At 72.5% G+C, this 22152-nt stretch carries 24 protein-coding genes; 9 read left to right on the top strand and 15 right to left on the bottom strand.

Going from position 1 to position 22152, the window contains the following annotated elements; translation table 11 throughout:
* The coding region (locus AB0K37_RS09415) for a hypothetical protein (RefSeq protein ID WP_363977272.1) at positions 1–199 on the top strand (199 nt) is incomplete at its 5' end.
* A gap of 22 nt (positions 200–221) precedes the next feature.
* Positions 222–1103, top strand: a complete 882-nt coding sequence (locus AB0K37_RS09410) for a hypothetical protein (RefSeq protein WP_363977269.1) — start codon at positions 222–224, stop codon at positions 1101–1103.
* A 1-nt stretch (position 1104) separates the two neighbouring features.
* Here AB0K37_RS09410 and AB0K37_RS09405 read toward each other — a convergent pair whose 3' ends face one another.
* The 3 genes from AB0K37_RS09405 to AB0K37_RS09395 form a co-directional block, all read right to left on the bottom strand.
* Positions 1105–1725 (bottom strand): DUF4232 domain-containing protein, encoded by a 621-nt coding sequence (locus tag AB0K37_RS09405; RefSeq protein WP_363977266.1) that lies wholly within the window; start codon positions 1723–1725, stop codon positions 1105–1107.
* Positions 1726–1732: 7 nt separating this feature from the next.
* Positions 1733–3028, bottom strand: coding sequence for a helix-turn-helix domain-containing protein (locus AB0K37_RS09400; RefSeq protein WP_363977263.1), 1296 nt, complete (start codon positions 3026–3028; stop codon positions 1733–1735).
* Between the two features lie 194 nt (positions 3029–3222).
* Positions 3223–4353 (bottom strand): serine hydrolase domain-containing protein, encoded by a 1131-nt coding sequence (locus AB0K37_RS09395; RefSeq protein ID WP_363977260.1) that lies wholly within the window; start codon positions 4351–4353, stop codon positions 3223–3225.
* Positions 4354–4630: 277 nt separating this feature from the next.
* On the opposite strand from AB0K37_RS09395, the gene AB0K37_RS09390 reads away from it, so the two are divergent.
* Positions 4631–5470, top strand: coding sequence for a metal-dependent hydrolase (locus tag AB0K37_RS09390; protein WP_363977258.1), 840 nt, complete (start codon positions 4631–4633; stop codon positions 5468–5470).
* 19 nt (positions 5471–5489) lie between these two features.
* On the opposite strand, the gene AB0K37_RS09385 is transcribed toward AB0K37_RS09390, so the two are convergent.
* Positions 5490–7163, bottom strand: a complete 1674-nt coding sequence (locus AB0K37_RS09385) for a hypothetical protein (RefSeq protein WP_363977256.1) — start codon at positions 7161–7163, stop codon at positions 5490–5492.
* A gap of 155 nt (positions 7164–7318) precedes the next feature.
* On the bottom strand, positions 7319–8059 hold the full coding sequence (locus AB0K37_RS09380; protein WP_363977253.1) for a hypothetical protein: 741 nt from the start codon (positions 8057–8059) through the stop codon (positions 7319–7321).
* 568 nt (positions 8060–8627) lie between these two features.
* Between AB0K37_RS09380 and AB0K37_RS09375 the strand changes: the two genes are divergently transcribed.
* A complete protein-coding gene (locus AB0K37_RS09375; RefSeq protein WP_363977250.1) occupies positions 8628–9407 on the top strand; it encodes a CAP domain-containing protein in 780 nt (259 codons plus the stop codon).
* A 54-nt stretch (positions 9408–9461) separates the two neighbouring features.
* Here the strand turns inward: AB0K37_RS09375 and AB0K37_RS09370 are convergent, their stop codons facing one another.
* Together AB0K37_RS09370 and AB0K37_RS09365 are read right to left on the bottom strand one after the other, a co-directional pair.
* Positions 9462–10895 carry a sigma-70 family RNA polymerase sigma factor gene (locus AB0K37_RS09370; RefSeq protein WP_363977247.1) on the bottom strand — a complete coding sequence of 478 codons (1434 nt, stop codon included), beginning with the start codon at positions 10893–10895 and terminating at the stop codon, positions 9462–9464.
* Positions 10896–11000: 105 nt separating this feature from the next.
* Positions 11001–11627: a TetR/AcrR family transcriptional regulator gene (locus tag AB0K37_RS09365; protein ID WP_363977244.1), complete on the bottom strand. Its 627-nt coding sequence runs from the start codon at positions 11625–11627 to the stop codon at positions 11001–11003.
* On the opposite strand from AB0K37_RS09365, the gene AB0K37_RS09360 reads away from it, so the two are divergent.
* The gene (locus AB0K37_RS09360) at positions 11607–12251 is read left to right on the top strand and encodes an alpha/beta hydrolase (protein ID WP_363977241.1); all 645 of its coding nucleotides are present in this window, start codon (positions 11607–11609) and stop codon (positions 12249–12251) included. The two genes, AB0K37_RS09365 and AB0K37_RS09360, sit on opposite strands and share 21 nt — an antisense overlap.
* Here AB0K37_RS09360 and AB0K37_RS09355 read toward each other — a convergent pair.
* The 4 genes from AB0K37_RS09355 to AB0K37_RS09340 all read right to left on the bottom strand — a co-directional run bounded on the left by AB0K37_RS09355 (position 12240) and on the right by AB0K37_RS09340 (position 15001).
* A complete protein-coding gene (locus tag AB0K37_RS09355; RefSeq protein WP_363977239.1) occupies positions 12240–12926 on the bottom strand; it encodes an NAD(P)H-dependent oxidoreductase in 687 nt (228 codons plus the stop codon). The two genes, AB0K37_RS09360 and AB0K37_RS09355, sit on opposite strands and share 12 nt — an antisense overlap.
* Before the next feature lie 34 nt (positions 12927–12960).
* Positions 12961–13293, bottom strand: a complete 333-nt coding sequence (locus tag AB0K37_RS09350; protein WP_363977236.1) for a metalloregulator ArsR/SmtB family transcription factor — start codon at positions 13291–13293, stop codon at positions 12961–12963.
* 98 nt (positions 13294–13391) lie between these two features.
* Positions 13392–14633, bottom strand: coding sequence for a DUF6596 domain-containing protein (locus tag AB0K37_RS09345; protein WP_363977233.1), 1242 nt, complete (start codon positions 14631–14633; stop codon positions 13392–13394).
* Positions 14630–15001: a YciI family protein gene (locus AB0K37_RS09340; RefSeq protein ID WP_363977230.1), complete on the bottom strand. Its 372-nt coding sequence runs from the start codon at positions 14999–15001 to the stop codon at positions 14630–14632. The genes AB0K37_RS09345 and AB0K37_RS09340 overlap by 4 nt, the downstream gene beginning before the upstream one ends.
* A gap of 181 nt (positions 15002–15182) precedes the next feature.
* Between AB0K37_RS09340 and AB0K37_RS09335 the strand changes: the two genes are divergently transcribed.
* The 3 genes from AB0K37_RS09335 (at position 15183) to AB0K37_RS09325 (ending at position 16563) form a co-directional block, all read left to right on the top strand.
* Positions 15183–15623: a hypothetical protein gene (locus AB0K37_RS09335; RefSeq protein ID WP_363977227.1), complete on the top strand. Its 441-nt coding sequence runs from the start codon at positions 15183–15185 to the stop codon at positions 15621–15623.
* A 119-nt stretch (positions 15624–15742) separates the two neighbouring features.
* A complete protein-coding gene (locus tag AB0K37_RS09330; RefSeq protein ID WP_363977224.1) occupies positions 15743–15865 on the top strand; it encodes a hypothetical protein in 123 nt (40 codons plus the stop codon).
* Positions 15866–16116: 251 nt separating this feature from the next.
* Positions 16117–16563, top strand: coding sequence for a hypothetical protein (locus AB0K37_RS09325; RefSeq protein WP_363977221.1), 447 nt, complete (start codon positions 16117–16119; stop codon positions 16561–16563).
* Between the two features lie 162 nt (positions 16564–16725).
* On the opposite strand, the gene AB0K37_RS09320 is transcribed toward AB0K37_RS09325, so the two are convergent.
* Together AB0K37_RS09320 and AB0K37_RS09315 are read right to left on the bottom strand one after the other, a co-directional pair.
* The gene (locus tag AB0K37_RS09320; protein WP_363977218.1) at positions 16726–17193 is read right to left on the bottom strand and encodes a hypothetical protein; all 468 of its coding nucleotides are present in this window, start codon (positions 17191–17193) and stop codon (positions 16726–16728) included.
* A 363-nt stretch (positions 17194–17556) separates the two neighbouring features.
* Complete coding sequence (locus AB0K37_RS09315) at positions 17557–18105, bottom strand: barstar family protein (RefSeq protein WP_363977215.1); 549 nt, start codon at positions 18103–18105, stop codon at positions 17557–17559.
* A gap of 152 nt (positions 18106–18257) precedes the next feature.
* Between AB0K37_RS09315 and AB0K37_RS09310 the strand changes: the two genes are divergently transcribed.
* The gene (locus tag AB0K37_RS09310; RefSeq protein ID WP_363977213.1) at positions 18258–21077 is read left to right on the top strand and encodes a BTAD domain-containing putative transcriptional regulator; all 2820 of its coding nucleotides are present in this window, start codon (positions 18258–18260) and stop codon (positions 21075–21077) included.
* Between the two features lie 34 nt (positions 21078–21111).
* On the opposite strand, the gene AB0K37_RS09305 is transcribed toward AB0K37_RS09310, so the two are convergent.
* The gene (locus tag AB0K37_RS09305; protein ID WP_363977210.1) at positions 21112–21609 is read right to left on the bottom strand and encodes a pyridoxamine 5'-phosphate oxidase family protein; all 498 of its coding nucleotides are present in this window, start codon (positions 21607–21609) and stop codon (positions 21112–21114) included.
* 227 nt (positions 21610–21836) lie between these two features.
* Positions 21837–22106, bottom strand: a complete 270-nt coding sequence (locus AB0K37_RS09300) for a hypothetical protein (RefSeq protein WP_363977208.1) — start codon at positions 22104–22106, stop codon at positions 21837–21839.
* Positions 22107–22152 lie beyond the last annotated feature (46 nt).

The following is a 22152-nucleotide window of genomic DNA, read 5'->3' as shown; positions in this document are numbered from 1 at the left end:
CCCGTTCGACGACAACCACGGAGCCAAGGCGGCCGGCCTGCGGGCCGTCCAGATCCGGCACCAGACCACCCACGCCTACGAGCGCCCGGGCCTCAGGCCGCCCGTGCCGCCGTCCCAGGTCAGCGCGCCTCCCGGTGGCTGGCCGGCCGCGCATGACCGGGAGAGACATCTAGGCAATGTCAAGATAGAGTGGAGGTGATCCCGAGAGAGAGGACCGCGTGATGGCGGAGGACCCCGGCTTCGCACGGCAGATGTGGCACCAGCTCGAACCCCTCCACGCCCTGTTCTGGTACTCCCCGGAGGTCTTCGCCGAGGCGCAAGGACTCGGCTACGACGTGGAGACGCGGTGGCCGAGCTACTTCGCCTGGCGCGCCGCGCCGCTCGGCGCAGCGGGGAGCGGCGCCGTGTCGGCCGCCTTCTACAGCTTCAGCCCGCGCATGGTGGCCGAGCACATCCCCGCCGCCTGGACGGTCGCGCCGCCCGACCGCGTCCTGGAGGCCCGCCTGCGCGCCGTCGACCGCATGTACCGGACGCTTCTCGGCGACGGCGTCGGGAGCCCGGACCTGGCCGAGGCCGCCGAGCTGGCCCGCGCCGCCGCCGAGGCCGCGAGCACCGCCGGACGCCCGATCGCCGCCGCCAACGCCGACCTGCCCTGGCCGGACGAGCCGCACCTCGTCCTGTGGCACGCCATCGGCATCCTGCGCGAGCAGCGCGGGGACGGCCACGTGGCCGCGCTCCTCACCCGCGGGCTCGACCCGGTCGAGGCGCTGGTGTCGTTCGCCGCCGTCGGGGCCGCGCCCGCGGAGACGTTCGCGAGCCGCGGCTGGACCGGCGAGGAGTGGGACGCCGCCCGCGACCGCCTCGCGTCCCGCGGGCTCGTCGACGCGGACGGCGCCGCGACCGGCCGGGGGCGCGAGCTGCGCGACGACGTCGAGCGGACGACCGACGACCTCGCCTACGGGCCGTGGCGGACGCTCGGCGCCGCCAAGGCCGACCGGCTGGCGCAGCTCACGATGCCGATCCTGGTGAAGGTGCTGGAGACCGGGCTGATGCCCGCGCAGAACACGCTCGGCATCGGCAGGATCCAGGCGCCACCCCGCTGAGTCACCGGGTCGGGAGCCGCCAGGCGGTCCCTTCGAGGCGGCCCGTGTTGCCGAGGTCGATCGGCCCGTTGGCCGGGACGATCACGACGGGCCGCCCGGGCGCCGGGCGGACTTCGAGGTACTTCCCGGCCACCGCCACCGTGTCCGCCTCGGTGACCGTGTTCCGCCAGACGATCACGAACTCGGCCGTGCGGCCCGGACGGATCGTCAGCGGCTTCGGCCCGGCGTCCTCGACCTGCCTCGTGCCGCGCACGGTCGTGACGTTGAACGGCTGCCGCTCGTCGTCGAGGACGCGCAGCGCCGGGTAGCCGTTCAGCCGGTACGGGCGGCGCCCGCAGTTGCGCAGCTCGATCCGCGCCGCGCGCAGGCCCATGGCGGCGTCCGGCTCGTTCATCGAGACGGCGATGCCCTCCGGCGTGCAGGGAGGCGGGGGCGGCGACGAGCGCGGCGGCGGCACGGGCGCGGGGGGCCGCGCCGGCGTCGCGGCGGGTCCCGCGCCGTGCCCGGCGGCGGGCACGGCGGTGCCGCACGCGCCGAGGACGAGGGTGCTGAGGGCGAGCGTGCCGACGGCGGGGACCGCCGCGCCGATCAGGCGGAGACGGGTCCGCTTCGTAACGGTCACCCGTAGATCATCGCAAATGCCGGAGACCGCGCGGGCGGGCCGACGTGCGATGCCCCGCCGCCGGCCGGTGCGGGGCGGGGGCGGGACGGCGCGACCGCAGGTGGGCGGCGCGGAGCGCGACCTCGATGCCGAACCGGGCCTCCGGGTCGGCCAGCGCGTCCCCGAGGGACTGCTCGATCTTGCGCATCCGGTACCGGACGGTCTGGGGGTGGATGTGCAGCCGCTCGGCGATCTCGGCGGCGGTGCCGCGGGTGACGAGCCAGGTCCGCAAGGTCTCGGTCAGGCGGTCCCGCCGGCCCGGGGTCATGCCGTCCAGGACGCCGAGGCGGCGCCGGGCGAGCTGCTCGACCAGCGCGGGATCCGACAGCAGCCACAGCGCGACGAGGTTCTCCTCGCACAGCGTCACCGGCCCGTCGAGGACGCCGTCGAGTGCGAGGCCGAGCGCCTGCCGCGCCCAGCGCAGGGAGTCCGCGGCCTGGCCGGCCGGCATCGCGACGCCGACCGCGATACGGCGGCCCGGGAGCGCCTCGTCCAGCATCGCGCGGCGCTCGGGCGTGAACGGGCCGGGCAGGAGCAGGTGCGGCTCCGGGCATTCCAGTTCGGCGAGGACGTCCTCGTCCAGCGCCGTCCAGACGCAGTGGGCGTCCGGCTCGACGGCGACCAGCGTGACCTGGTCCGGCAGCGGCCACCCCGCCCCGTCGGCCGCCTCCTTGAGGTCGGCGGACGTGGCGGGCTCGGCGCCGTCCGGGCCCGGGACGGCGAGGAGGAGGCGCAGCAGCCGCCGGCGCCGCTCGTCCAGCGCGCGGATGGGACGCGCCCTGGCGTGCAGGTGGCCGTCGAGCGACTGCGCGGCCAGCTCGTCCATGTAGGCCAGCAGCGCGTCGGCCAGCCGCGACAGCACGGCCGACGAGATGTCGTGGCGCGGCGCGACCTTCATGACGCGGCGCCAGGCGACCTGCCCGCCGATCCGGTACGCGGCCTGGAGGCTGTCCATGCTGCGCCCCTCGTGCGCCTCGTACTGGCCGAGCATCCGCGCCGTCCCGGCCGGGGCGTCGCCGGCCGGCGTCCCGGCGGGCGCCGCGATCCGCTCGGCGAACGCGGCCAGGCTGCGCTCGACGCCGAGCCGCAGCACGTGGCCGTAGGGGCCGTCGAGCGGCCGGGCGTACTCGGGGATGGCGCGGCGGATCTCGGCGACGATCTCCTCGGCGAGGCTCGGCAGCTCCGGCCGGATCAGCTCGGCGAGCCGCGGCGGGAGATGCGCGGCGCGCTCGCCGGGAACGCCGGATGCGAGGGCTCGGTTCATCGGCACACCTCCGTCTTGCCCGCGTGCCCGGCTGCGCAGCGGGACGTCCCGACCGTACGCACCGCGCGCACCCTTCTTCTGTAGGGCGGAGGAACAAAACCCCGCGACCGCTGCTCATCCGCTTATAAGCGAGCCCGCGCACCAGGACGGTTCCTCTGGGTGGACGCCGCGACGTCCACCCAGAGGAACCGGGATCAGGCGCAGAAGGCGGTGTCGGCGGCCTTGGCGAGGTCGGCCCGGAAGGTCTTGTCGTACTCCAGCTTGGACTCGTTGTAGGTGATGACGGCCTGGCTGCGTCCGTCGGCGCTGGTGTAGGTCCAGGTCCGGTATCCGGGGAAGCCGCCGTCGTGGCCCCACGCGTACCCGCAGGAGAACTTGATGCGGGCGACGCCGAGGCCGTAGTCCTCCACGATCCCGTCGTCGTTGACCGGCTGGACGGCCCGCATCTCGCGCATCTGCTTCGGCGGCAGCAGCCTGCCGGTGAACAGGGCGCGGTGGAAGCGGGCCACGTCGTCGACCGTGCTGACGATGCCGCCGGACGTCCTCGCGCTGGACGGGCTGATGAGCGTGCTCACGTCCCCGTAGTCGTAGTAGTACCCGTGCACGTAGCGGCCGGGGAACGAGGAGTCGGTCGTCGGGTAGGACGTGTTCCGCAGCCGCAGCGGCTTGAAGATGCGCTGCTGGAACTCGGCGCCCACCGAGCGCCCGGTCGCCTTCTCGATGACCATCCCGGCCAGGATGTAGTTGGTGTTGGAGTAGTTCCAGCTCGTCCCGGGCGCGTACTGCGGCGGCTTCTCCATCGCGATCGCGATGAGCTCCGCCGGCGTCCAGGCCCGCGTGGGGTCGGACATCACTCGCGGATCGGGCGTGTAGTCGTTCAGGCCGCTGGTCTGCGCGAGCAGCTGCCGGATGGTGATCTTCGATCCGTCGTTGCCGTTGCCCGCGACGACGCCCGGGAGCCACGTCTCCACGGTGTCGTCCAGCGAGAGCCGGTGCTCGGCGGCGAGCTGGAGCACGACCGTCGAGGTGAACGACTTGGTCACGCTCGCGATCCGGAACAGCAGCCGGTGGTCCATCGGGGCGCCGGTGGCCTTGTCGGACACGCCCGCGGTCACGTGCGAGACGCGTCCGCCGCGGCGGGTCATCACGATCACGCCGGGCGCGCCGTCGGCGACGAGCCGGTCGGCGGCGGCCCGCACCTTCCGGTCGAGCCCGTGCGGGCCCTCGGACGGGGCCGCGCTCGCCGCCGGGGCGGCGACGAGGGCCGCCCCGGCGATCAGGGCGGTGGCCGAGGCGAGCGAGGCGGTGAGGGAGATCCGCGACATGGGGTTCCTCCTGGAAGGTCGTCTGCCGAACGTGATCAACACTGCCGGTCGCCGGGTCCGGCGGCACTGGGCCGAGAACCCGGGTGGGGGGTGTACCTGACGACACCTGGCGGGGTGGACTTCCGGAGGTATATTCGACAAGTACTCCAATAAGGGGACACGCCCTATCTGCGGCCGACGAGTGCGGCGCAGGCCGCGCACGCCGCCCGCACGTTCCCGCTGGACGACTACGTCTACTCGGCCCCCGACACGCCCCCGCGTCCGAGATGAGGTCCGCATGACCCAGCACGCCATCCAGACCCGCCGGGTCGCCTTCGACCACCCGGAGGGATCCCTGCGCCGCCACTACGTGGACGGCGACCTGGTCATGAGCCACCTCGTGGCCCTGCTGTCCGCGACGTTCCCGCCGGGCGAGGACTTCTTCGTCCGCTCGGTGCGGCACTACCGCGACCGCGTCACCGACCCGGACCTCGCCGCCCGGGTGCGCGGCTTCATCGGGCAGGAGGTCGTCCACGGGCGCGAGCACGACCACCTCAACAGGACGCTCCGCGCGATGGGCTACCCGACCCATCGGATCTCCGCCGTCGTCGAGCGCGACCTCCGGCTCGCCGACCGCTTCCTGCCGCCGATCGTCCGCCTCGGCTTCACCGCCGGGCTGGAGCACTACACCGCGACCGTGGCCGAGTGCCTGCTCACCGACCCCCGCGCGCGGGACCTGCTCGGCGACACCAGCGTCCGGTCGATCCTGCTGTGGCACGCGCTGGAGGAGTCCGAGCACAAGGCCGTCGCGTTCGACGTCTTCCGGCAGGTCGGCGGCACCGAGCGCACCCGCGTCCGGACCATGCGGGTCATCAGCGCGGGGTTCCTGTTCCTCATGGTCACCGGCACGACCATCTCGCTGCTGGGCGACCCCGCCACCTACCGTCCCGGACGGCTGCGCCGCAGCCTCGCCGCGCTCCGGCACTCGCCGTTCCTCAAACGCGAGGTGATCCGGCGCCTGCGCGCCTACAACGAGCCCGGTTTCCACCCGGACGACTTCGACAGCACCGACCTGCTGGAACGCTGGCGCGAGGAGCTGTTCGGCGCCGAGGGGACCCTCACCTCCAACCTGAAGTGACCGCCTGCGCCGGGGCCCGTCAACGGGGGGTGACGACCGTGCGGTCCCCGTCCCGCTCGTACGCCACGACCTGGACGACCGGCAGGTCGGCCGCGTCCCCGGTGCGCGGGCCCGGCACCAGGAGCAGAGGGGCGTCGCCCTGCCGGTCCGGCGCGTCCTCGTGGGAGCCCAGCTCACCGACCGACCTCAGCCGCGCGACGCCCGGCCCCGCCGCGGCGACCAGCCGCCAGCGCCGGGGCGACCGCCACCACACCGCCGCGGCCGCCGTCTCGCCGGGCGAGGCGAAGTCGCCGTTCGTCCCGCCCCGCTCCGACAGCGCCTGCCCGTCCTCGGAGATCAGCACCGAGCGGCCCGCGCCGCCCGGCGGAGAGGACGCGTCCACCGTGAGCAGGGTCGCGCGGCCGCCGCCGTCGGGCAGCCGTCCGGTCCAGAGCCGCCCCAGCCGCAGGTCGCCCGACTCGCTCAGGGACGTCGCCCCCGCGCAGGCGACGGCGTTCAGCGCCGCCCACCCGGACGGCCCCTCCTGCTCCGCCGGATCGCGGAACCACACGCGCGGCGCCGCCGACCGCGGATCGTTCGAGGCGAGCTGGGTGACAGTCCCCACCCCGGACCTCATCTGGAACACCACGTAGTTCTGGCACCGCGGCGTGAACCAGTTCCATGGCAGCGGAGCGCTCAGCCCGTCCCGGACGTCCACCGGCCGCCATTCCGGGGACCGCCCGGACGGCACCGCCGCCCGCACGTCCAGCAGCCACGGCGGGACGAGGTAGCGCCACGTCATGCCCACCATGATGAGCTGCCCGGCGTCGGTCCCGAGCTTGCGGACCGACTCCACGCCCCGCGACAGCCGCCGCTCGAAGTACTGCGCCACGCTGGTCGTGTCCCGCGGTCCGGGGGAGTCGCGCAGCACGACCAGCGACGCTCCGTCCACCGTCCCGGCGTACAGGACGACGACGCGGCCGAGCGGCGGATCGCGGCGGTCGCCGCGCCAGGCGTCCGCTGCCCGCCGCAGCAGCTTCGCGTCGCGCAGCAGGGAGCCCTGGGAGGGCCAGTCGTCGATGGTCGGCGTGCTGTTCGCCGACCACGCATGCAGGGCGATCAGGGCGGGGGCGTCGCGGCCCACGTCCGCCCGGGTGAGGACGGTCCCGGTGACCGCCAGGAGCGCCGCGGCGGCCACGCCCGCCACGGCGGCGCGCCCCGCGCGCGGGAAGGTGAGCGGCGGCCGCAGCCGCACGAGGTCGGGCTCGAACGCCTCGATCTCGGCTCGCTGCGCGGCCTCGTCCATGCCCGTCCGGTCGCCCACGGCGCTGATGATCCCGTCCACGTCCCCGAAGACGATCGGGAGATGGACGCCGAGCTCGGCGACGACCTCGGGAGCGGCGAGCCCGTCCCGGTGCAGCAGGTAGGCGAGCCGCTCATGCGGCGGTAACTCCAGCAGAGCCGCCCTGACGGGGCCCGGTTCGATTCGCGCGGGCTCGAAGAGGAGGCCGCGAAGCCGGTGCCGCCCGGTCGGCGGGTCCTTGAGCAGGATCGCGACGAGCCGTGCCCGCATGGCCGGATAGCCGCCGCGCCGCACCCGCATGGCCTCGGCGACGGCGCGGCGAGCGGGCGAGAGCGGGTGGTCTCCGCCGTCGAGCGTCAGGTAGGCGAGCCGCAGAAGGCGGCCGTAGTGCTCGCGTTCCATTCGTGGCACCGTCCCTCTCCTCCCCGCATTGTGTGCGCTCCGGCCGCTGACGGCCAGACGCGGTCACAGTCGTGGCGGGCCCGGGGCACCAACTTCGGTGTCATCGCTAGAAGACCGCGTCGATGGGCCGTCGGGAGCGACGGCCCATCGACGGCTGCGGCGGCTCAGCGGCCGAGCGCTCCGCGCAGGGTGATGCCGTGCCGCGTGCGCAGCCGGCGCAGCTCCCACATCGCGACGGCGGTGACGGACAGCGGGGCACCCAGGATGAAGGCCAGCCGCGCCACGAACGGGACGCTGCCGTAGGCGCCCTGGAAGACGTCGAAGACGGCGACTTCCCAGACGAGCAGCGTCGCGAGGAGTGGCGGGACCGTGTCGTGGAGGTCGGCCGTCCGGAAGACGTGCACGAGTGACTGCACGACGCCGTAGAGGCCGAAGGGGATGTACCACAACGAGAAGGCGCCGATCGCGAACAGGAGCACCAGCCGCCATGGTGACGCCGTCCAGTCGGTGTCCTCGGTCACATAGCCCAGCCCCGTGGCCAGCCTCGGAGCGGCGAGCGTGACCACCAGCGTGAGCAGCGCCCCGGCGGGTTTGGCCGCGCGGCGCAGGAACAGGCGCCGGTTGGGCGGACGGGCCGCCGCGATGAAGACGGCGACGGCGATCGGGAACGTCACCGCCAGCGTGATGAGGGTGGTGCGGATCTGGGCGAAGCGGTCGTCCAACACGCCGTTGGCGTCCTTCGCCAGCCCGTAGGAGACCAGCATCCACGTGACGGCGACCAGACCGACGACCGTTCGCCAGATCTGCACCTTCTTCACCGCCGGGTCGTGCACGCGTTCCGGCCGGGACGGCGTGAAGACCGCGTTCGCCACGGCGAACGGATTGAAGAGGCGCCCGAAGGTCATCCGGCGCGGCTGACCCGGCTGCCACGGCCCGTGCGGGGGCCGCCCCGGGCCCTGCGGCTGCTGCCATGAACCCTGCCCCTGCTGCCAAGGGCCTTGCGGCTGTTGCCACGGGCCTTGGGGTTGCTGCCACGGACCTTGCGGTGGCGGTCCGGGCTGCCATCCGGGTCCGGGCGCTTGTCCTCCTCCGTACGGATTCACCGCGCCCTCCCTCCGCTTCCGCTCATCCCGCGTCCTTCCGTCGCCGCGCCAGAGGTCACGAGGAGAATACGCAAGATCTCAGCGAGTGAAAGCGCTTTATCCCAGTCCCGGTCGGCATCGCCCGCGCTCGCATCCTCCTCTCCGCAGCACGCCGGCCCCGCCGGCCGACCTCCGCGGGCGCTCTTCCCTTCGCGACGGCACACGAGTCCGCCGACCGTGTGCGCGGCGGCAGTGCCGGCTCGCCTCTCGGTCCGTTCTCGCAGGTAAGGCGCGATTCTCAGATTTCTGTCGTGCTTTCTGTTATCCGTGCGTACCCGCCGGGTCTCCCAGGTGTCCGACAAATCCCTGGAAACCAGGAAGGCAGGCTTACGTGAGCGAGAGGAACGACACGGGGTCGAGACGGAGCCCCCGGACGCGCCGCGGCAGCTACGGACGGGCGCCGCGTCCGAGCGGGCGGTGGTGGGCCGCCGTCGGCGCGAGCGCGAGCGTGGTCGCCCTGACGGCCGGGGTCGCCTACGGCGTCACCGGACCCTCGGACGCCCCGGCCGATTCCAGGCCGGTCGCCGACCGCGCGGCCCCCGCGCCCACCCCGTCCCCCGCCAAGACGAAGGCGACGGCCGGCAAGCCCAAGGCGTCCAAGACCGCCAAGCGCTCGACCGTCGCGAAGAAGCCCGCGAAGCACACCACGAAGCGTCCGCAGAAGAAGAAGCGGCCGGTCACGCCGGCGCCCCGGTCGACGGCGCCCGGCGGCGGCAGCGGGGGTGGCGGCGGGACGCTCGCCCAGCAGGTCGTCTCCCTGACCAACGCCGAGCGCGCCAAGAACGGCTGCGGCGCCCTGACGGTCGACTCCCGGCTGCAGGCCGCCGCGCAGGGCCACTCCGAGGACATGGTCGCCCGCGACTTCTTCGACCACACCAACCCCAGCGGCAAGAGCCCCGGCGACCGGATCACCGCCGCCGGCTACCGCTGGTCCACCTACGGCGAGAACATCGCCTCCGGCCAGCGGACGCCCGCCGCCGTCATGTCCGCCTGGATGAACAGCTCCGGGCACCGGGCCAACATCCTCAACTGCCGGTTCAGGAACATCGGCGTGGGCGTCGCGCTCAGGTCCGGGACCCCGTACTGGACGCAGAACTTCGGCACCCGCTGACGTGCGGAGGCGTGCGCGCGGGGGAAGGGCGCGAACCGCCCCGGCGCGCACGCCTCACTGGGGCGAGGCGAAGTCCTGCGTCCACCAGGGGCCGCCGGGGCCGGATGCGACGCCCACGCCGATCTCGGTGTAGTCGCAGTTGAGGATGTTGGCGCGGTGGTAGGTGCTGGTCATCCAGCTCGACACCGCCGAGGACGGCGTCGCGGCGCCCTGCTGGATGTTCTCCGCCCAGGCCCGCCACCGGTATCCGGCGGCGGTGATGCGGGCGCCCGGATCCTGCCCGCCCGCGCCGTCGTGGGAGAGCACGCGCCGCGCCGCCATGTCGGCGGAGTGCCTCTGGGCCGCCCTGGTCAGCCTCGGATTCTCGCGCAGGGGACGGCACCCGTGCCTGGCCCGCTGGATGTTGGCGAGGCGGACGACCTGACGTCCCGGGCTGAGGGGCGCCTTGGACGTCTTGCGCGGCTTGGGCGAGCGGCGGGTCTTGGACGGGGAGGGCGACGGACGTTCGGAGGAGGTCGGCGTCGCGCTCGGGGTGGCCGCGGGCGCGCTCGGGAGCGCGGCGGCCGGGGGCCGCTCGTCGTCGGGCATGGCGAAGAACCAGACGGCCGCCGCGACCGCCGCGACCGCGGCCGTCCCGGCGATCGCCGCCGTCCGGGCGCCGCGCGACGCGTGCAGGGCCACGTCCGCGGCCGACAGCTTGGCGTTCGCCAGGTCCGCCGCCGAGAGATGGGCCGGGGGCGGGACGAGGACCATGCCCGCGAGCAGCACCTCCGCCGGGGCGAGCCTGCGCCGGTGCGCGCCGCAGGCGTCGCAGCCGCGCGCGTGACGGGCGATCCGCTTGCGCCACACGGGCGTGGGCCGCCGGTTCCACGAGGCCGTCACCTCGGCGAGGCCCGGGCACGGCGGTGTCGCCGCGAGCGCGCGGACCACGAGCCGTCCCGTCTCCAGCTGCTCCTTCATCCGGTTCACGCGCACGGCCGCGTGGCGCCGCTTCAGGTCCAGCGCCGCGGCGAGTTCGGTGCGCGTCAGCTCGCCCGAGACCTCTGACCACCACAGTGAGAGCAGGTCGCGGTCGGCGGGGTCCAGCCACCGGGTGGCCTCGGCGATCTCCTTGCGCTGCCCGGACAGCCCGAGCCGGACGATGGTGATCTCGACGAAGTCGCCGCCGGGGTCGGGGATCTCGTGCGCCGCGTCCAGGCCGACGGCGGGCCGCCTCCGGTTCGCCGACCACCGCCGCCGCACCTGGTTCATCGCGATCGCCACGAGCCAGGACCGGAACCGCGACGGGTCGCGCAGGCCGCCGAGGCCGTTCAGCATCCGCAGCATGGTGTCCTGGACGACGTCGTCCACGTCCGCGTGACCGTCCAGCGCCCGGCCGACGACGTTGTACACCAGCGGCAGGCAGGTCGACACCAGCCGTTCCCTCGCCGCCGCGTCCCCGGCCTGCGCCGCCGCGACCAGCCGCTCCTCGCCGCCGTCCATCCGCATCCCTTCGCGCCACCGGACCGAACCGTTCGGCCACGCCAGAAGAGACCCCGCCACCCTCCCGTCGATTACAGAAAACGGGCGATCACAGGAAAAGGTACGACATGCTCAGATGGAGGGGCGGGCGGTACGGGCCGGCGGCGCTCCGGTCGCCTGGAGGCGGTCGAGTTGCTGCCGGACGAGCACGTCGGCGTCGTCGGCGGTGATGTGCCCCAGCAGGAGCTGGGTGGCGAGCCCCTGGACGAGCGCGACGAGGAGCCGGGCCTCTCGCTCGGCATCGTCGCCGGACGGCGGCGTCTCCCCGTGCCGGAGCCGGTCCGCCACGGCGGACACGATCAGCTCGTGCCCCTCGCGGTGGCGGGCGGACGACTCCGGATGCCGCAGGGTGTGATGGAAGAACGCGGCGCCGACCAGTGCCGTCGCGCGGCTCTCCTCGTCCACCGGGAGCAGGGCCATGAGCAGCGCGTGGAGCGTGGCCGTCGGGTTCGCATGATCGGGAACGCGCCCGAGCGCATTCCGGACGCGCCGGTCGATCCGGTCGCGGAGCGCCGCGGCGGCCGTGGCGAGGAGATCGTCCTTGCCGGGGAAGTAGTGCTGGATCCGGCCGACGGACGTCCCGGCCTCGGCGGCGACCGCGCTCATCGTCACGGCGGCCGGCCCGGCCTCCGCCGCGATCCGCCACACGGCCTCGGCGAACTCCGCCCGCCGCCGCTCGTGGTCGACCCGCTTCGGCATGTCCACCTGGGAGCCAGTGCCCAGACGGCTCCGATCCGCGACGCATCCGACCAGGCCGCATGGCTGGAGCAGACGTTGGAGGGGCTCGGCCTGGCCCGCGCTCACCTGGTCGGTGTTTCGCTCGGCGGCTGGACGGCCTGCAACCTGGCCGTCCGACGTCCTCGGCGGGTGGCGTCGGCGACCCTGCTCGACCCCATCAACACGCTCGCCCGCATGCCGCTCGCCCTGGTCGCGCGCACGATCCCCACCCTGATCCCGGGCCTGTCCCGGCGGGCGACGCCCCGCTTCCTCCGCTACATCGACGGTCAGGGCACGGACCCGCTCGCGGACCCGGTCGGTCGCGTCATCGACGCCGCGATGCGCGGATACCGCAAGGCGACCCCGCAACCGGCCCTCTTCGAGGACGACCAGCTCCGCTCACTGCCGATGCCGATCCTTGCCATCGTCGCCGGCCGCAGCGTCATCCACGACCCCACGACCGCCCACGAGCGAGCGCGGCAGCTGATCCCTCACGTCCAGGCCGAGCTGTGGCCCGAGGCCACGCACGCCATCTCGGGCCAGTGCGCCGATCGGGTGAACGAACGCATCCTGCGATTCGCCGCCGAGGCCGATTCACACCAATGAGGCGTCGCGTGACGTGGGCTCCGCCGCGATGAGGGTGACGGACTCCCTGACCGCCTCCAGCGCCGCCGCTCGTTCCTGGTCGGTCATGTGGGCGGGTCCATAGGTGACCACGGGGTCGAGCACCCGGTAGCCGACGAACTCCAGCATTCCGCGACGGATGTGGAACAGGAAGTCGTCCATGGAGCCGAAGACGCCGGGCTGGAACATCTCGCTGGGACCGCCGGTCGTGAACAGCAGCATCGCTCGCTTCCCGGCGAGCGCCGCGTCGCCGAACAAACCGTAGTCCCCGCCGAAGACCGCCCCCATGGCGAAGACACGGTCCACCCATCCCTTGAGGATCGCGGGCAGCGAGAACCACCACAACGGGAACGACAGCACGAGCAGGTCGGCGGCGAGCAGTCGATCGAGGTGAGCCTGGACGGTCGCGTCGAGCGTCCCTTCCCTGACCGCGCGCATCTGCTCGGCCTGCGGCTTGAAGTGGCCTTCCACCGGTGGGAAGTCGTCACGGGCGAGGGTCGGGGCCCAGGCGTCGGAGTAGAGGTCGAGGACGTCGACGCGGTATCCGGCCTCGCGCAGGGCCTGGGCCGCGGTGGTCATCTGGGCGGTGCTGAACGAGCGGGGCTCGGGATGAGCGTGGACGATCAGGGCGAGGGGAGCGACATCCGAGGTCGACATGGGAAAATCATATCGACATATCGCGATTCGTCAATCAGATGGTGATGGTGAGCGCCTCCGCCAGCCGCGCCAGCCGCCCCTCGTCCCGCCGGTAGTGGGTCCACTTGCCCACCCGGGTCGCACGCACGAGCCCGGCCCGTTCGAGCGTGCTCATGTAGCTGGAGACGGTCGACTGGGCGAGCCCCGTCTTGGCCTGGATGTGCGTGACGCACACGCCGACCTCCTCGCGGTCCGCGATCGGCTCCCACTCGCCGAAGTGCCGCTCGGGGTCCTTCAGCCACTGCATGATCTGCAATCGGGCAGGGTTGCCCAGGGCCTTGAACACATCGATCAGTTCCTCCGACCCCAACTCCGCCGCCGCGGCCATCAGCCATCTCCCTCACCAGTCGAAACGACAGACCACGATATCTCGATACCGAGCCGGATTCGCGACCGCCGTCCCCGCTGCGGTCGGGCATGCCGCGGTCAGTCGAGGCGGTCGGCCTTGCCGAGCAGGTAGCGCCGCTCCACCTGGTTCTCGGTCAGGGCGGCCGCCTGGCGATACAAAGCGGAGGCGGACGCGTTGTCGCCCGTCATCTGCAGAAGGTGGGCGCGCACCGCGCGCTCGCGTTGCCGCGTCAGGGGGTCGCGGTCCAGGCCGTGCCGGCTGTTGAGGTCGTCCAGGAGGGCCAGGCCCCGGGCCGGTCCGTACGCTCGGGCGACCGCCACCACGCGGCTGAGCCGGATCGGCGCGGTGGGCGTGAGGCGTTCGAGCCAGAGGTACAGCATCGCGATCTGCGGCCAGTCGGTCTCCTCCGGCGACGCGGCCGCCGCGTGCACGGCGGCGATGGCCGCCTGAAGGCGGTAGGGGCCCGCCGCGCCGCGGTTCCAGACGCCGTCGATCAGCTCGGTGCCCTCGCGGATCAGGTCCGGGTCCCAGAGCGTGCGGTCCTGCTCGTCCAGCGGCACCAGTTCGTGGTCGGCGCCGGTGCGGGCCCGGCGCCGGGAATCGGTGAGGAGCATCAACGCCAGCAGGCCCGTCGCCTCGGCGTCGTCGGGGAGCGAGGCGCGGAGCATGCGGGCCAGCCGGATCGCCTCCCGCGTCAGGTCGACGCGGGCGAGCGCACGTCCGGCCGTGGCCGTGTAGCCCTCGTTGAAGACGAGGTAGAGCACCCGCATCACGGTGGCCGTCCGCGCGTCCCGGTCGGCGTCGGTCGGGGGAGTGAAGCGGGCGCCGGCGCGGGCCAGCCGTTGCTTGGCACGGCTGATCCGCGTCCCCATGGCGGCCTCGGTCGTGCCGTGGGCGTGCGCGATCTCGGCGGTCGTCAGGCCGCCGACCGCGCGCAGCGTGAGCGCGACCTGGGACGTGGTGCTCAGCGCGGGGTGGCAGCACAGCATCAGCAGCGTGAGGCTGTCATCGACCTCCGGCGGGGGACCGGCTCGACGGGCCGGCGCCCGCATCGCCAGCTCGGTCGCCCCGGCCTCGTGCTCCCGCCGGCGCCGGGCCTGGTCGGAGCGGAGCAGGTCCACCATGCGCCGGTAACCGATCCTGATCAGCCAGCTCCGCGGGTCTTCCGGCACGCCCCGGGCAGGCCAGTCCTCGCTTGCCGCCAGCAGGGCCTCCTGGACGGCGTCCTCGGCGATGTCGAAGCGTCCGAAGCGCCGCACCAGGGCGCCGAGCACCTGCGGGGCCTCCGTGCGCAGCAGATGCTCGACGTCGCCGTTCACGCCCCGAACTCCTCCCCCATGATCGGCCGGATCTCGATCGGCTCGCCGAGCACCTCCACGATCCGCGAAGCGATCTCCACGGCGCGTTCGCGGCCCGCCACGTCGATCACGGCGAAGCTGGCCAGGACCTCCTTGAGCTCGGCGAACGGCCCGTCGGTCGCGACGACGCCGTCCGGTGCCCTGCGCACCGTCGTGCTGACTACCGGGTGGCCGAGCCCCTCGCTGGTGACGAACTCGCCGGTGTCGGTCAGTTCCCCCTCGAACTTCTGATACTCGGCGAACGCGGCGAGCGCCTCCTCCGACGGAGCGTCGGCGGTGGCGGCGTCCCAGGCGGCGGCCGGGGTGTAGCTGAGCAGCAGGTACTTCATGGCGATCCTCCCCTTGGTCCAAGAGTGCACGAGCCGAGTTCCCGCGGTTCTCGCCGCTACCTCGGGACCGGGGCCGGATTCTCGACACCCTCGCCGAGTGACCTACATCACAGCTCTCCCATGTCCAGAGGCCGACGTCCGCTCCGAGGTACCGGCGAACATCCACACAGAGGAGGACATGATGTCTGAGACCCGCCCGGACGAGAGCGCCCAGCCGAGCGCCGAGGTGCAGGCTCTCGACCGCCTGGTCGGCACCTGGAAGGTCACCGGCGGGGCCGAGGGGACCGTCCGCTACGAGTGGATGCCCGGCCGCTACTTCCTGCTCCAGCACGTCGACCTCATCCAGTTCGGCGAGCCCGCCACCGGCATGGAAGTGATCGGCAATCTCCGCCCGTTCGGCGAGCCCGCCGGCGAGGACGTGATGTCGCGGTACTACGACTCGTTCGGCAACACCTTCGACTACGTCTACGAGCTGACCGGCGACAAACTGACCATCTGGGGCGGAGCCAAGGGCAGCCCGGCCTACTTCGAGGGCACCTTCAGCCCTGACGGCGCCACCCTCACCGGCGGATGGACCTACCCGGGCGGCGGCGGGTACACGTCCACCATGACCCGCATCTGACACTCGCGAAGGACGACCAGGAGCGCCGGGCCGATCAATGGCCCGGCGCTTTTCGCTTCCCGGCTGGGTCGCCAAAGCGAGTCGCCGGCCTCCTGGTCGACTTCAAGGTCGCCGAGGCGGTGAACGTCAACAAGGTCGTCATCGCCGAGGTCCACAAGGACCGGCTGCGCCCGCTGGTGGGCGGGGCCGTTCCCATCGTGGGCGGCGGACTCCACTCGCCCGCCGGTTCCTCCGTCTCCTGACGGGGCCGCAGGCGGCATCGTGCCGCCCGACGCCGGGACGCTTTCCCGTTCCACGAGCACTCGCACCTCGCCGGGCTGGCCGGCTCAAGCCTGTCAGGGCGGACCGGCAGGGACCTGCCTCGCGGCCCCCCGACCGTTCAACATCGCGACATCGTGCGTTCCCTTGCCGCCTCCTGAGTGCGTACGGACGATATTCCACGAGTCCAGGACTCGAATCATCCGCAAATCACAACCGGAAGGAGAGGATCCCCATGGGGGCCTCCAACAACGAAAAGGCGCCGACTCTCACTGCTTCCGCCGGGGCCGAGGGCCTCTCGGCCGAGAACTTCCTCACGCTGCTTCAGATCTTCATCCAGCAGCACGGGGCCGGCGACCAGCCGGTCGTCCGGGCGCGACTGCGGGCGAGGGACCTGCTCCGGTTCGCCGCGCGTTCCCACGGCATCGACGCCGACGAGGACCCCGTGCTTCCGGGTGGCGTCAGGCTCGACTGCAAGGTGCTGACCAAGGACGGACGGCGGCTCGCGAGGATCACCGTGCACGACGCGGTGCCGAAGGAGTTCAGCCCCCGGCAGGTGGTGGCACAGATCTGGACCGGCTCGGACGGCTGCCAGCACGGCAGCCACCGGACCGACGAGGGCACGGCCTGCTGGGGCGAGGTCCTCCTGGAGGACCCGGTCCGGGGCGTGTCTCCCGCCTGAGCCCCGCCATGACCCTCGTGGCCGGGCTTCGCCACGTGACCGGCTCACGCTCCGACCGGGGCGGGGGCCGGTTCCTCCCGGCACTGCTTCAGTGTGGGTGCGCGGACACCGATGTGGTCGCACTGCCGACGACAGTGCGACCACGGCGACTGACCGGTGCGCTCAGCCGCAGGCTATCGGGCCGAAGTCATACGAGCCCGCCCAGTCTTCCCAGCCCCAGACATTGATACAGGTGTCACGGGCGGACACATAGACCGGTCCCGCGTAGTACCGGTAGGGCCCGCCGATGTCGATAGAGGTTCCGTTGTACCGCAGCTCCCGCAGTTTGACGCTGACTTCGGACAGTTTTCCGTAGCTGTGGTTCGTCGTCGACTTTTGCGTGAAGGCGCAATTCTTGCCGTTGCTGGCGTTGTAGCCGATCTTCACGTATGCGACGGTGCCCCAACCGTCGGCGGTCTTGTTGTAGCCCGAGAGAGCGATGCTTCGCACTTCTTTGTAGCTGCTGCCGCAGACACCTGGCACCGAGTAGGCCGCGGCGGCGTTCGCTGGACTCATGAGGGACAGGGTTCCGACAGTGGTGACGGTGAGTGCTGACAACGACAGCACTGTACGGCGCAGAGCCGTCTTCATACGTGCCCCCCAGGGGTTTCCTTGCGCGGATGCAGGAGATCAGTCCGCGCGCTGGCTTTCGCCATCCGGGGAACGGTACCAAATATGATCAAGAGAACAACATCACGAGTCGGCAACGAAAATGGTTGCACTTAACGGCCGGTCGAACGGTGCTTAACTACTTTTGGGTTGCGGCGTCCTCTCGGGGGCGACCCGGTCCTTGAGAGTAGCATTGAGGTAGATCATGGTCGCTAATTGTGATCGTTCCGCGTTGGTCCAACGGAATTCCCGTGCCGCCGGGGACCAATCTTCGAGATGACGGCCCCGGCCGCCTCGGTGACGTCGCCTTCGGCCACTTCCAGGCCCGCGACCGCAGGCTCCTCGTCAGGGATCGTCCTCAGCGGCGAGTGTGGCGGCCAGGCGTCCGCCTTCGACGGTCACCTCGACGTCCCTGCCGCTCGCCGCCGCCTCGGCGAAGACGGCGGGCGGAGTGCGGTCGAGCAGCAGCACGAAGTGCAAGGCGAACGGCTTCCCGTTCTCGTGCGGGACCCCGTCGGCGTCGAGTTGCAGATTCGCCTTCCAGGCCGCCTGGCAGAGCACCGAGACGAGCAGGCCCAGGAACTCCGCACCGGACAACTCGTCGGCGTTGTCGACGAGGATGGCGACGTCCTGCTCGCCGTGCCCCGGGCCGTGCCAATCGTGCAGGCAGTCCACGAGCGCGTCCCAGTTGTGGCCGAAATAGCCGAGGAAGGACAATTCCCGGGCGAAGGCGCGGAACAGTGACGCCGGTTGGAGCAGTTCTCGACCGTCCAGCCGGAAGACGAGCCCGCCCTGTTCTTGGAGCGCCGCCGTTTCGGCGGCCACCCACGGGTCGTCACCGGAGGTGAAGACGACCCAGGGCGGCCTGCGCTCGGTGAGGGACGGGGGGCTCATGCCGAGGATTCTGACACGGGCGTCGCCGGTGACCTCGGGCGTGCGGGCGGCGGTCGCCCGCCCCGCGACCGGCTTCTCGACGCGGAGCGTAGGCGTTTACTAACCCATCGTTATAACTTGGGACAGTGAACGCCCGGTACGAATTCGGGATCTTGGGGCCTCTCGAGGTCGCGCGCGACGGCGTGCGCGTGCCGATCGGCGCCGGTCGGCAACGCTCCATCCTGGCGGCGCTGCTCATCGACGCGGGCCGGATCGTCTCGGTCGACGCCCTCGCGCGCCGGCTGTGGGGCGAGGACCCGCCGCGCGGCGCGCGCAACGCCGTCCAGAACTACGTCCTGCGACTCCGCCGGACGCTCGGCCCGGACGTCGTGGTGACCGATCGCCGCGGGTACATGATCAAGGTCCCGCCCGACGCCGTGGACGCGCGCCGGTTCGACGCCCTCGTCCGGCAGGGTGCCGCCGCGTCGTCCGCGGGCGATCACGAGCGCGCGGCGGAGCTGCTCGGCGAGGCGCTCGCGCTCTGGAGGGGCGAACCCTTGGCCGACCTGCCCGCGGAGCAGTTCCAGGACGTCGTCCCGGCGCTGAGCGAACGGCATCTCGCCGCGCAGGAGCGGTGGATCGACGCGGTCATGCAGTGCGGACGTCCCGCCGACGTGCTTCCGGAGCTGCGGCGACTGACCGGACGCCACCCGTTCCGGGAGCGCTTCTGGGCGCAGCTGATGCTGGCCCTCTACCGGTGCGGCAGGCAGGGAGAGGCGCTGGAGCGCTACCGCGAGGTCAGCCGGCACCTCGCCGAAGAGCTGGGGATCGACCCCGGCGACGAACTCCGGACGCTGCACCGGCGGATCCTCGCCTCCGCCCCGGAGCTCGCCGCGACCCGCCGCCCGTCACCGGGGGGAGGCGGCCACCTGCCCGCCGAGACGACGTCCTTCGTCGGCCGGGAGAGGGAACTGGCCGAGACGCGGCGCCTGCTGCGCGCGTCGCGCCTGGTCACCCTGACCGGAGTCGGCGGAGTCGGCAAGACGCGGATGGCTCTGCGCGCCGCCGGGCAGGCGAGGTCCCACTTCCCCGACGGGGTGTGGCTGGCCGACCTCGCCGCGCTGACGGACTCGACGCTCGTGGCCCGCGCCGTCGCCGAGGCGCTCGGGCTCCGCGACCAGTCGGTGCGCTCCGCGATGGACGCCCTGGCCGACCACGTGCGCGATCGGGACCTGCTGCTCGTGCTCGACAACTGCGAGCACCTGGTCGACGCGGTGGCGCGGCTCGTCCAGCGGCTGCTGTGCGCGGCGCCGGGTCTCCGGGTGCTCGCCACCAGCCGCGAGCGGCTGGGTGTGCCGGGCGAGCACGTCCTCCTCGTTTCCGGCCTGACGCTCCGGCCCGGCGGCGACGGGGGCGCATGCGAGGCCGTCCGGCTGCTGAGCGACCGGGCGGCGGCCTGCGCCGCACCCCTGCGGGACGGCGGTTCGGCCGCCGAACTCTGCCGGCGCCTGGACGGCATCCCGCTGGCCATCGAACTGGCGGCGGTCCGCCTGACCTCCCTCACCGTCGAGGAGATCCTGGAGCGGCTGGAGGACCGCTTCCGTCTCCTGTCCGACCCTCGGGGGCCCGCCTCCGACCGTCACCGCAGGACGCTGCGCGGGGTCATGGACCTGAGCTACAACCTGTGCACGCCCTGCGAGCGCATGCTCTGGACGCGGCTGTCGGTCTTCACCGGCGGTTTCGACCTCAAGGCGGCCGAGGCGGTGTGCGCGGGCGACGGCATCGAGCGGGCCGACGTGCTCGACCTGATCACGGGCCTCATCCACAAGTCCGTCGTGGTGGTCGACGGCGGCGGCCGCTCGGCGCGCTACCGGTTGCTCGAAACCATCCGCCAGTACGGGCTGGACCTGCTTCAGAGGGACGGCGACGCCACCGACTACCGCATCCGCCACAGCGACCATTTCCACGCCCTCGCCGCGGGCGCAGCCGCGGACTGGTGCAGCCCGCGAGAAGTCGAATGGCTGGACCGGCTGCGCACGGAACTGCCCAACTTCCGCGCCGCCCTGGGGTTCTGCGTCGACCGCCCGGACCGCGCCCGGACCGGTGCGGACATCGCCGCCGACCTCACGCGCACCCGGTCATGGTTCTTCAGCGGCACGCTGGGCGAGGCGCGCCACTGGCTCGACAGCCTCTCGGCCGGTCCCGGCATCCGCGAGACGACGGTCACGGTGACGGCCATGAAGACCTTCATCGCGTCCATTCAGGGGGACCAGAGGGCCGCCGAGACGCTCATGGACGAGTGCCGCCAAGGCGACCAGGACGTGCGGGCTCCCGCCATGGCCTATGTCGAGGGCGTCCACGCGCTCCTGGCCCGCGACGACCCCGCCTGCATCGAGCGGCTGGCCCGGGCGCGTGAGGGGCTGAGGGCCGCGGGCCTCACCGGGGACGCCCACATGGCCACCATGTTCTGGGCGATGGCGGCCGCGTTCCTCGGAGACCAGAGCGTCGCCGTGGCCGCGCGCGAGACCTACGTCGCCGAGGCCGTCGCCTCGGGAGCCGGGTGGGCGCGCACCTGGGCCCAATGGCTCACGGGCCTCACCGAACTCCTGCACGGCGACCCCGCGGGTGCGCTGACACCCCTCTGCGACGCCCTCCTGCGGCAACGGGCCATGGACGACCGCTGGGGCCCCGCATGGGGCATGGAGACGCTCGCCTGGACGGCGGGCGTGCTCGGGCACCACCATCACGCCGCCCGCCTGCTGGGCGCCGCGCACCGCCAGCGCCAGGTGACCGGCGCCGCGCTCACCGGCCTGCGCCCCTTCCACCTTCACCACACCCGTACCGAGAACCGGGTGCGCGAGCACCTGGAGCCTCAGGCGTACACGGAAGCCTGGCAAAGCGGCGCGAGCGCCGGGGACGTCGTCGCACTCGCGCTCGGAGCCGCCGACGAAATCCGCCTGCGGACGGCGGCGGACCGGGACACGTCCGGGTGAAATGCCTGCGCCTGCCACGGCTCACGTCGGTGAATCAGGCGTTCTGGCGTTCGGCCCGCTGCCGCGCCAGCTCCTCGACCGCGCTGGGCAGCGTGGTCTCGAAGTCGATGAGCTTCACCCAGGTCGGGGTGACGACGATCCGGACCATGCCGTCGTAGAGGGAGCGGACCTCGGCCTCCCACTCGACGCGCTGCTCGGGCGTCATCTCGTAGCTGCCGTTCATCTGGAGGAACTCCTCCGGGATGCCGTCGACGACGTCGAGCTCGGCGCGCCCCCGGATGAGCAGGATCTTCGGCGGGTGCACCTCGGTGTCGATCGTCAGCGCCACCTCGGGCCGCTCACGCAGGGACCCCAGCTTCGGGGCGTTCCTGCTGGTGCACATGACGATCTCCGAGCCGTTCCAGGTGAACGCGATCGGCACGTTGCGAGGCGTGCCGTCCTTCGCCACGTAGGCCAGCCGCGTCACATCACGCGCCAGCAGCTCCTGGCTGTACGGCCGGTCGAGGATCTCGGTGATCTCGTGCTGCTCCATGGTCGTCGCTCCCGTGTCGGCGTCGTCGAGCGGCCGTTCTCGGCTGCTCGTGCCCCCGGGACGGAGCCGGCCCCGCGTTCTCGACATCCGCGACGACGAAATCTCAGATTCTTTCCGGAACCAGCGCCGACGGGTGCCGGCCGAGCAGCCGGCGACGGGTATGCGAGACCGGGACCACAGCCGAAGCCGTGATCGTGAGTTGGGCGCCCCCTGAGGGAGCCTGTCCGTCAAGGATCCGCCGGTGGCCGGCCGAGATCGCCGAGGGTGTCCTTGAGCCGCTCTCGGGCGGCGTCCAGGCGAGCGGTGTAGTCCGGCAGGAAGATCTCCCCCAGCGACGTGGCCAACGTCCCCGAGATCTTGAGGATCGGCGACCACACCGCCCGGTCCTCGTTCACCAGCGCGTCGAACTCGTCGTTGGTCTCCATGCGGTCGAGCCAGTCGGAGAGCACCAACGCCTGATCGAACGTAAGCCTGATGGTGAAGTCGTCCTCGGACACCCCGGCGACACTACTCGCCGCCCCACGCGAGTGGAGGCATGCCGGG

The sequence above is a fragment of the Actinomadura sp. NPDC049753 genome (assembly GCF_040674655.1).
Classification (GTDB): Bacteria; Actinomycetota; Actinomycetes; order Streptosporangiales; family Streptosporangiaceae; genus Spirillospora; species Spirillospora verrucosospora.
This window is presented reverse-complemented; position numbering and strand designations above follow the sequence as displayed.

Bases quoted from the DNA above. Each gene is read 5' to 3' on its own strand.
- AB0K37_RS09390 (WP_363977258.1), top strand. From the start codon at position 4,631: ATGACCCAGCACGCCATCCAGACCCGCCGGGTCGCCTTCGACCACCCG.
- AB0K37_RS09400 (WP_363977263.1), bottom strand. From the start codon at position 3,028: ATGAACCGAGCCCTCGCATCCGGCGTTCCCGGCGAGCGCGCCGCGCAT.
- AB0K37_RS09355 (WP_363977239.1), bottom strand. From the start codon at position 12,926: ATGTCGACCTCGGATGTCGCTCCCCTCGCCCTGATCGTCCACGCTCAT.
- AB0K37_RS09350 (WP_363977236.1), bottom strand. From the start codon at position 13,293: ATGGCCGCGGCGGCGGAGTTGGGGTCGGAGGAACTGATCGATGTGTTC.
- AB0K37_RS09320 (WP_363977218.1), bottom strand. From the start codon at position 17,193: ATGAAGACGGCTCTGCGCCGTACAGTGCTGTCGTTGTCAGCACTCACC.
- AB0K37_RS09340 (WP_363977230.1), bottom strand. From the start codon at position 15,001: ATGAAGTACCTGCTGCTCAGCTACACCCCGGCCGCCGCCTGGGACGCC.
- AB0K37_RS09410 (WP_363977269.1), top strand. From the start codon at position 222: ATGGCGGAGGACCCCGGCTTCGCACGGCAGATGTGGCACCAGCTCGAA.
- AB0K37_RS09325 (WP_363977221.1), top strand. From the start codon at position 16,117: ATGGGGGCCTCCAACAACGAAAAGGCGCCGACTCTCACTGCTTCCGCC.
- AB0K37_RS09335 (WP_363977227.1), top strand. From the start codon at position 15,183: ATGTCTGAGACCCGCCCGGACGAGAGCGCCCAGCCGAGCGCCGAGGTG.
- AB0K37_RS09315 (WP_363977215.1), bottom strand. From the start codon at position 18,105: ATGAGCCCCCCGTCCCTCACCGAGCGCAGGCCGCCCTGGGTCGTCTTC.
- AB0K37_RS09380 (WP_363977253.1), bottom strand. From the start codon at position 8,059: ATGACCTTCGGGCGCCTCTTCAATCCGTTCGCCGTGGCGAACGCGGTC.
- AB0K37_RS09395 (WP_363977260.1), bottom strand. From the start codon at position 4,353: ATGTCGCGGATCTCCCTCACCGCCTCGCTCGCCTCGGCCACCGCCCTG.
- AB0K37_RS09370 (WP_363977247.1), bottom strand. From the start codon at position 10,895: ATGCGGATGGACGGCGGCGAGGAGCGGCTGGTCGCGGCGGCGCAGGCC.
- AB0K37_RS09365 (WP_363977244.1), bottom strand. From the start codon at position 11,627: ATGCCGAAGCGGGTCGACCACGAGCGGCGGCGGGCGGAGTTCGCCGAG.
- AB0K37_RS09305 (WP_363977210.1), bottom strand. From the start codon at position 21,609: ATGGAGCAGCACGAGATCACCGAGATCCTCGACCGGCCGTACAGCCAG.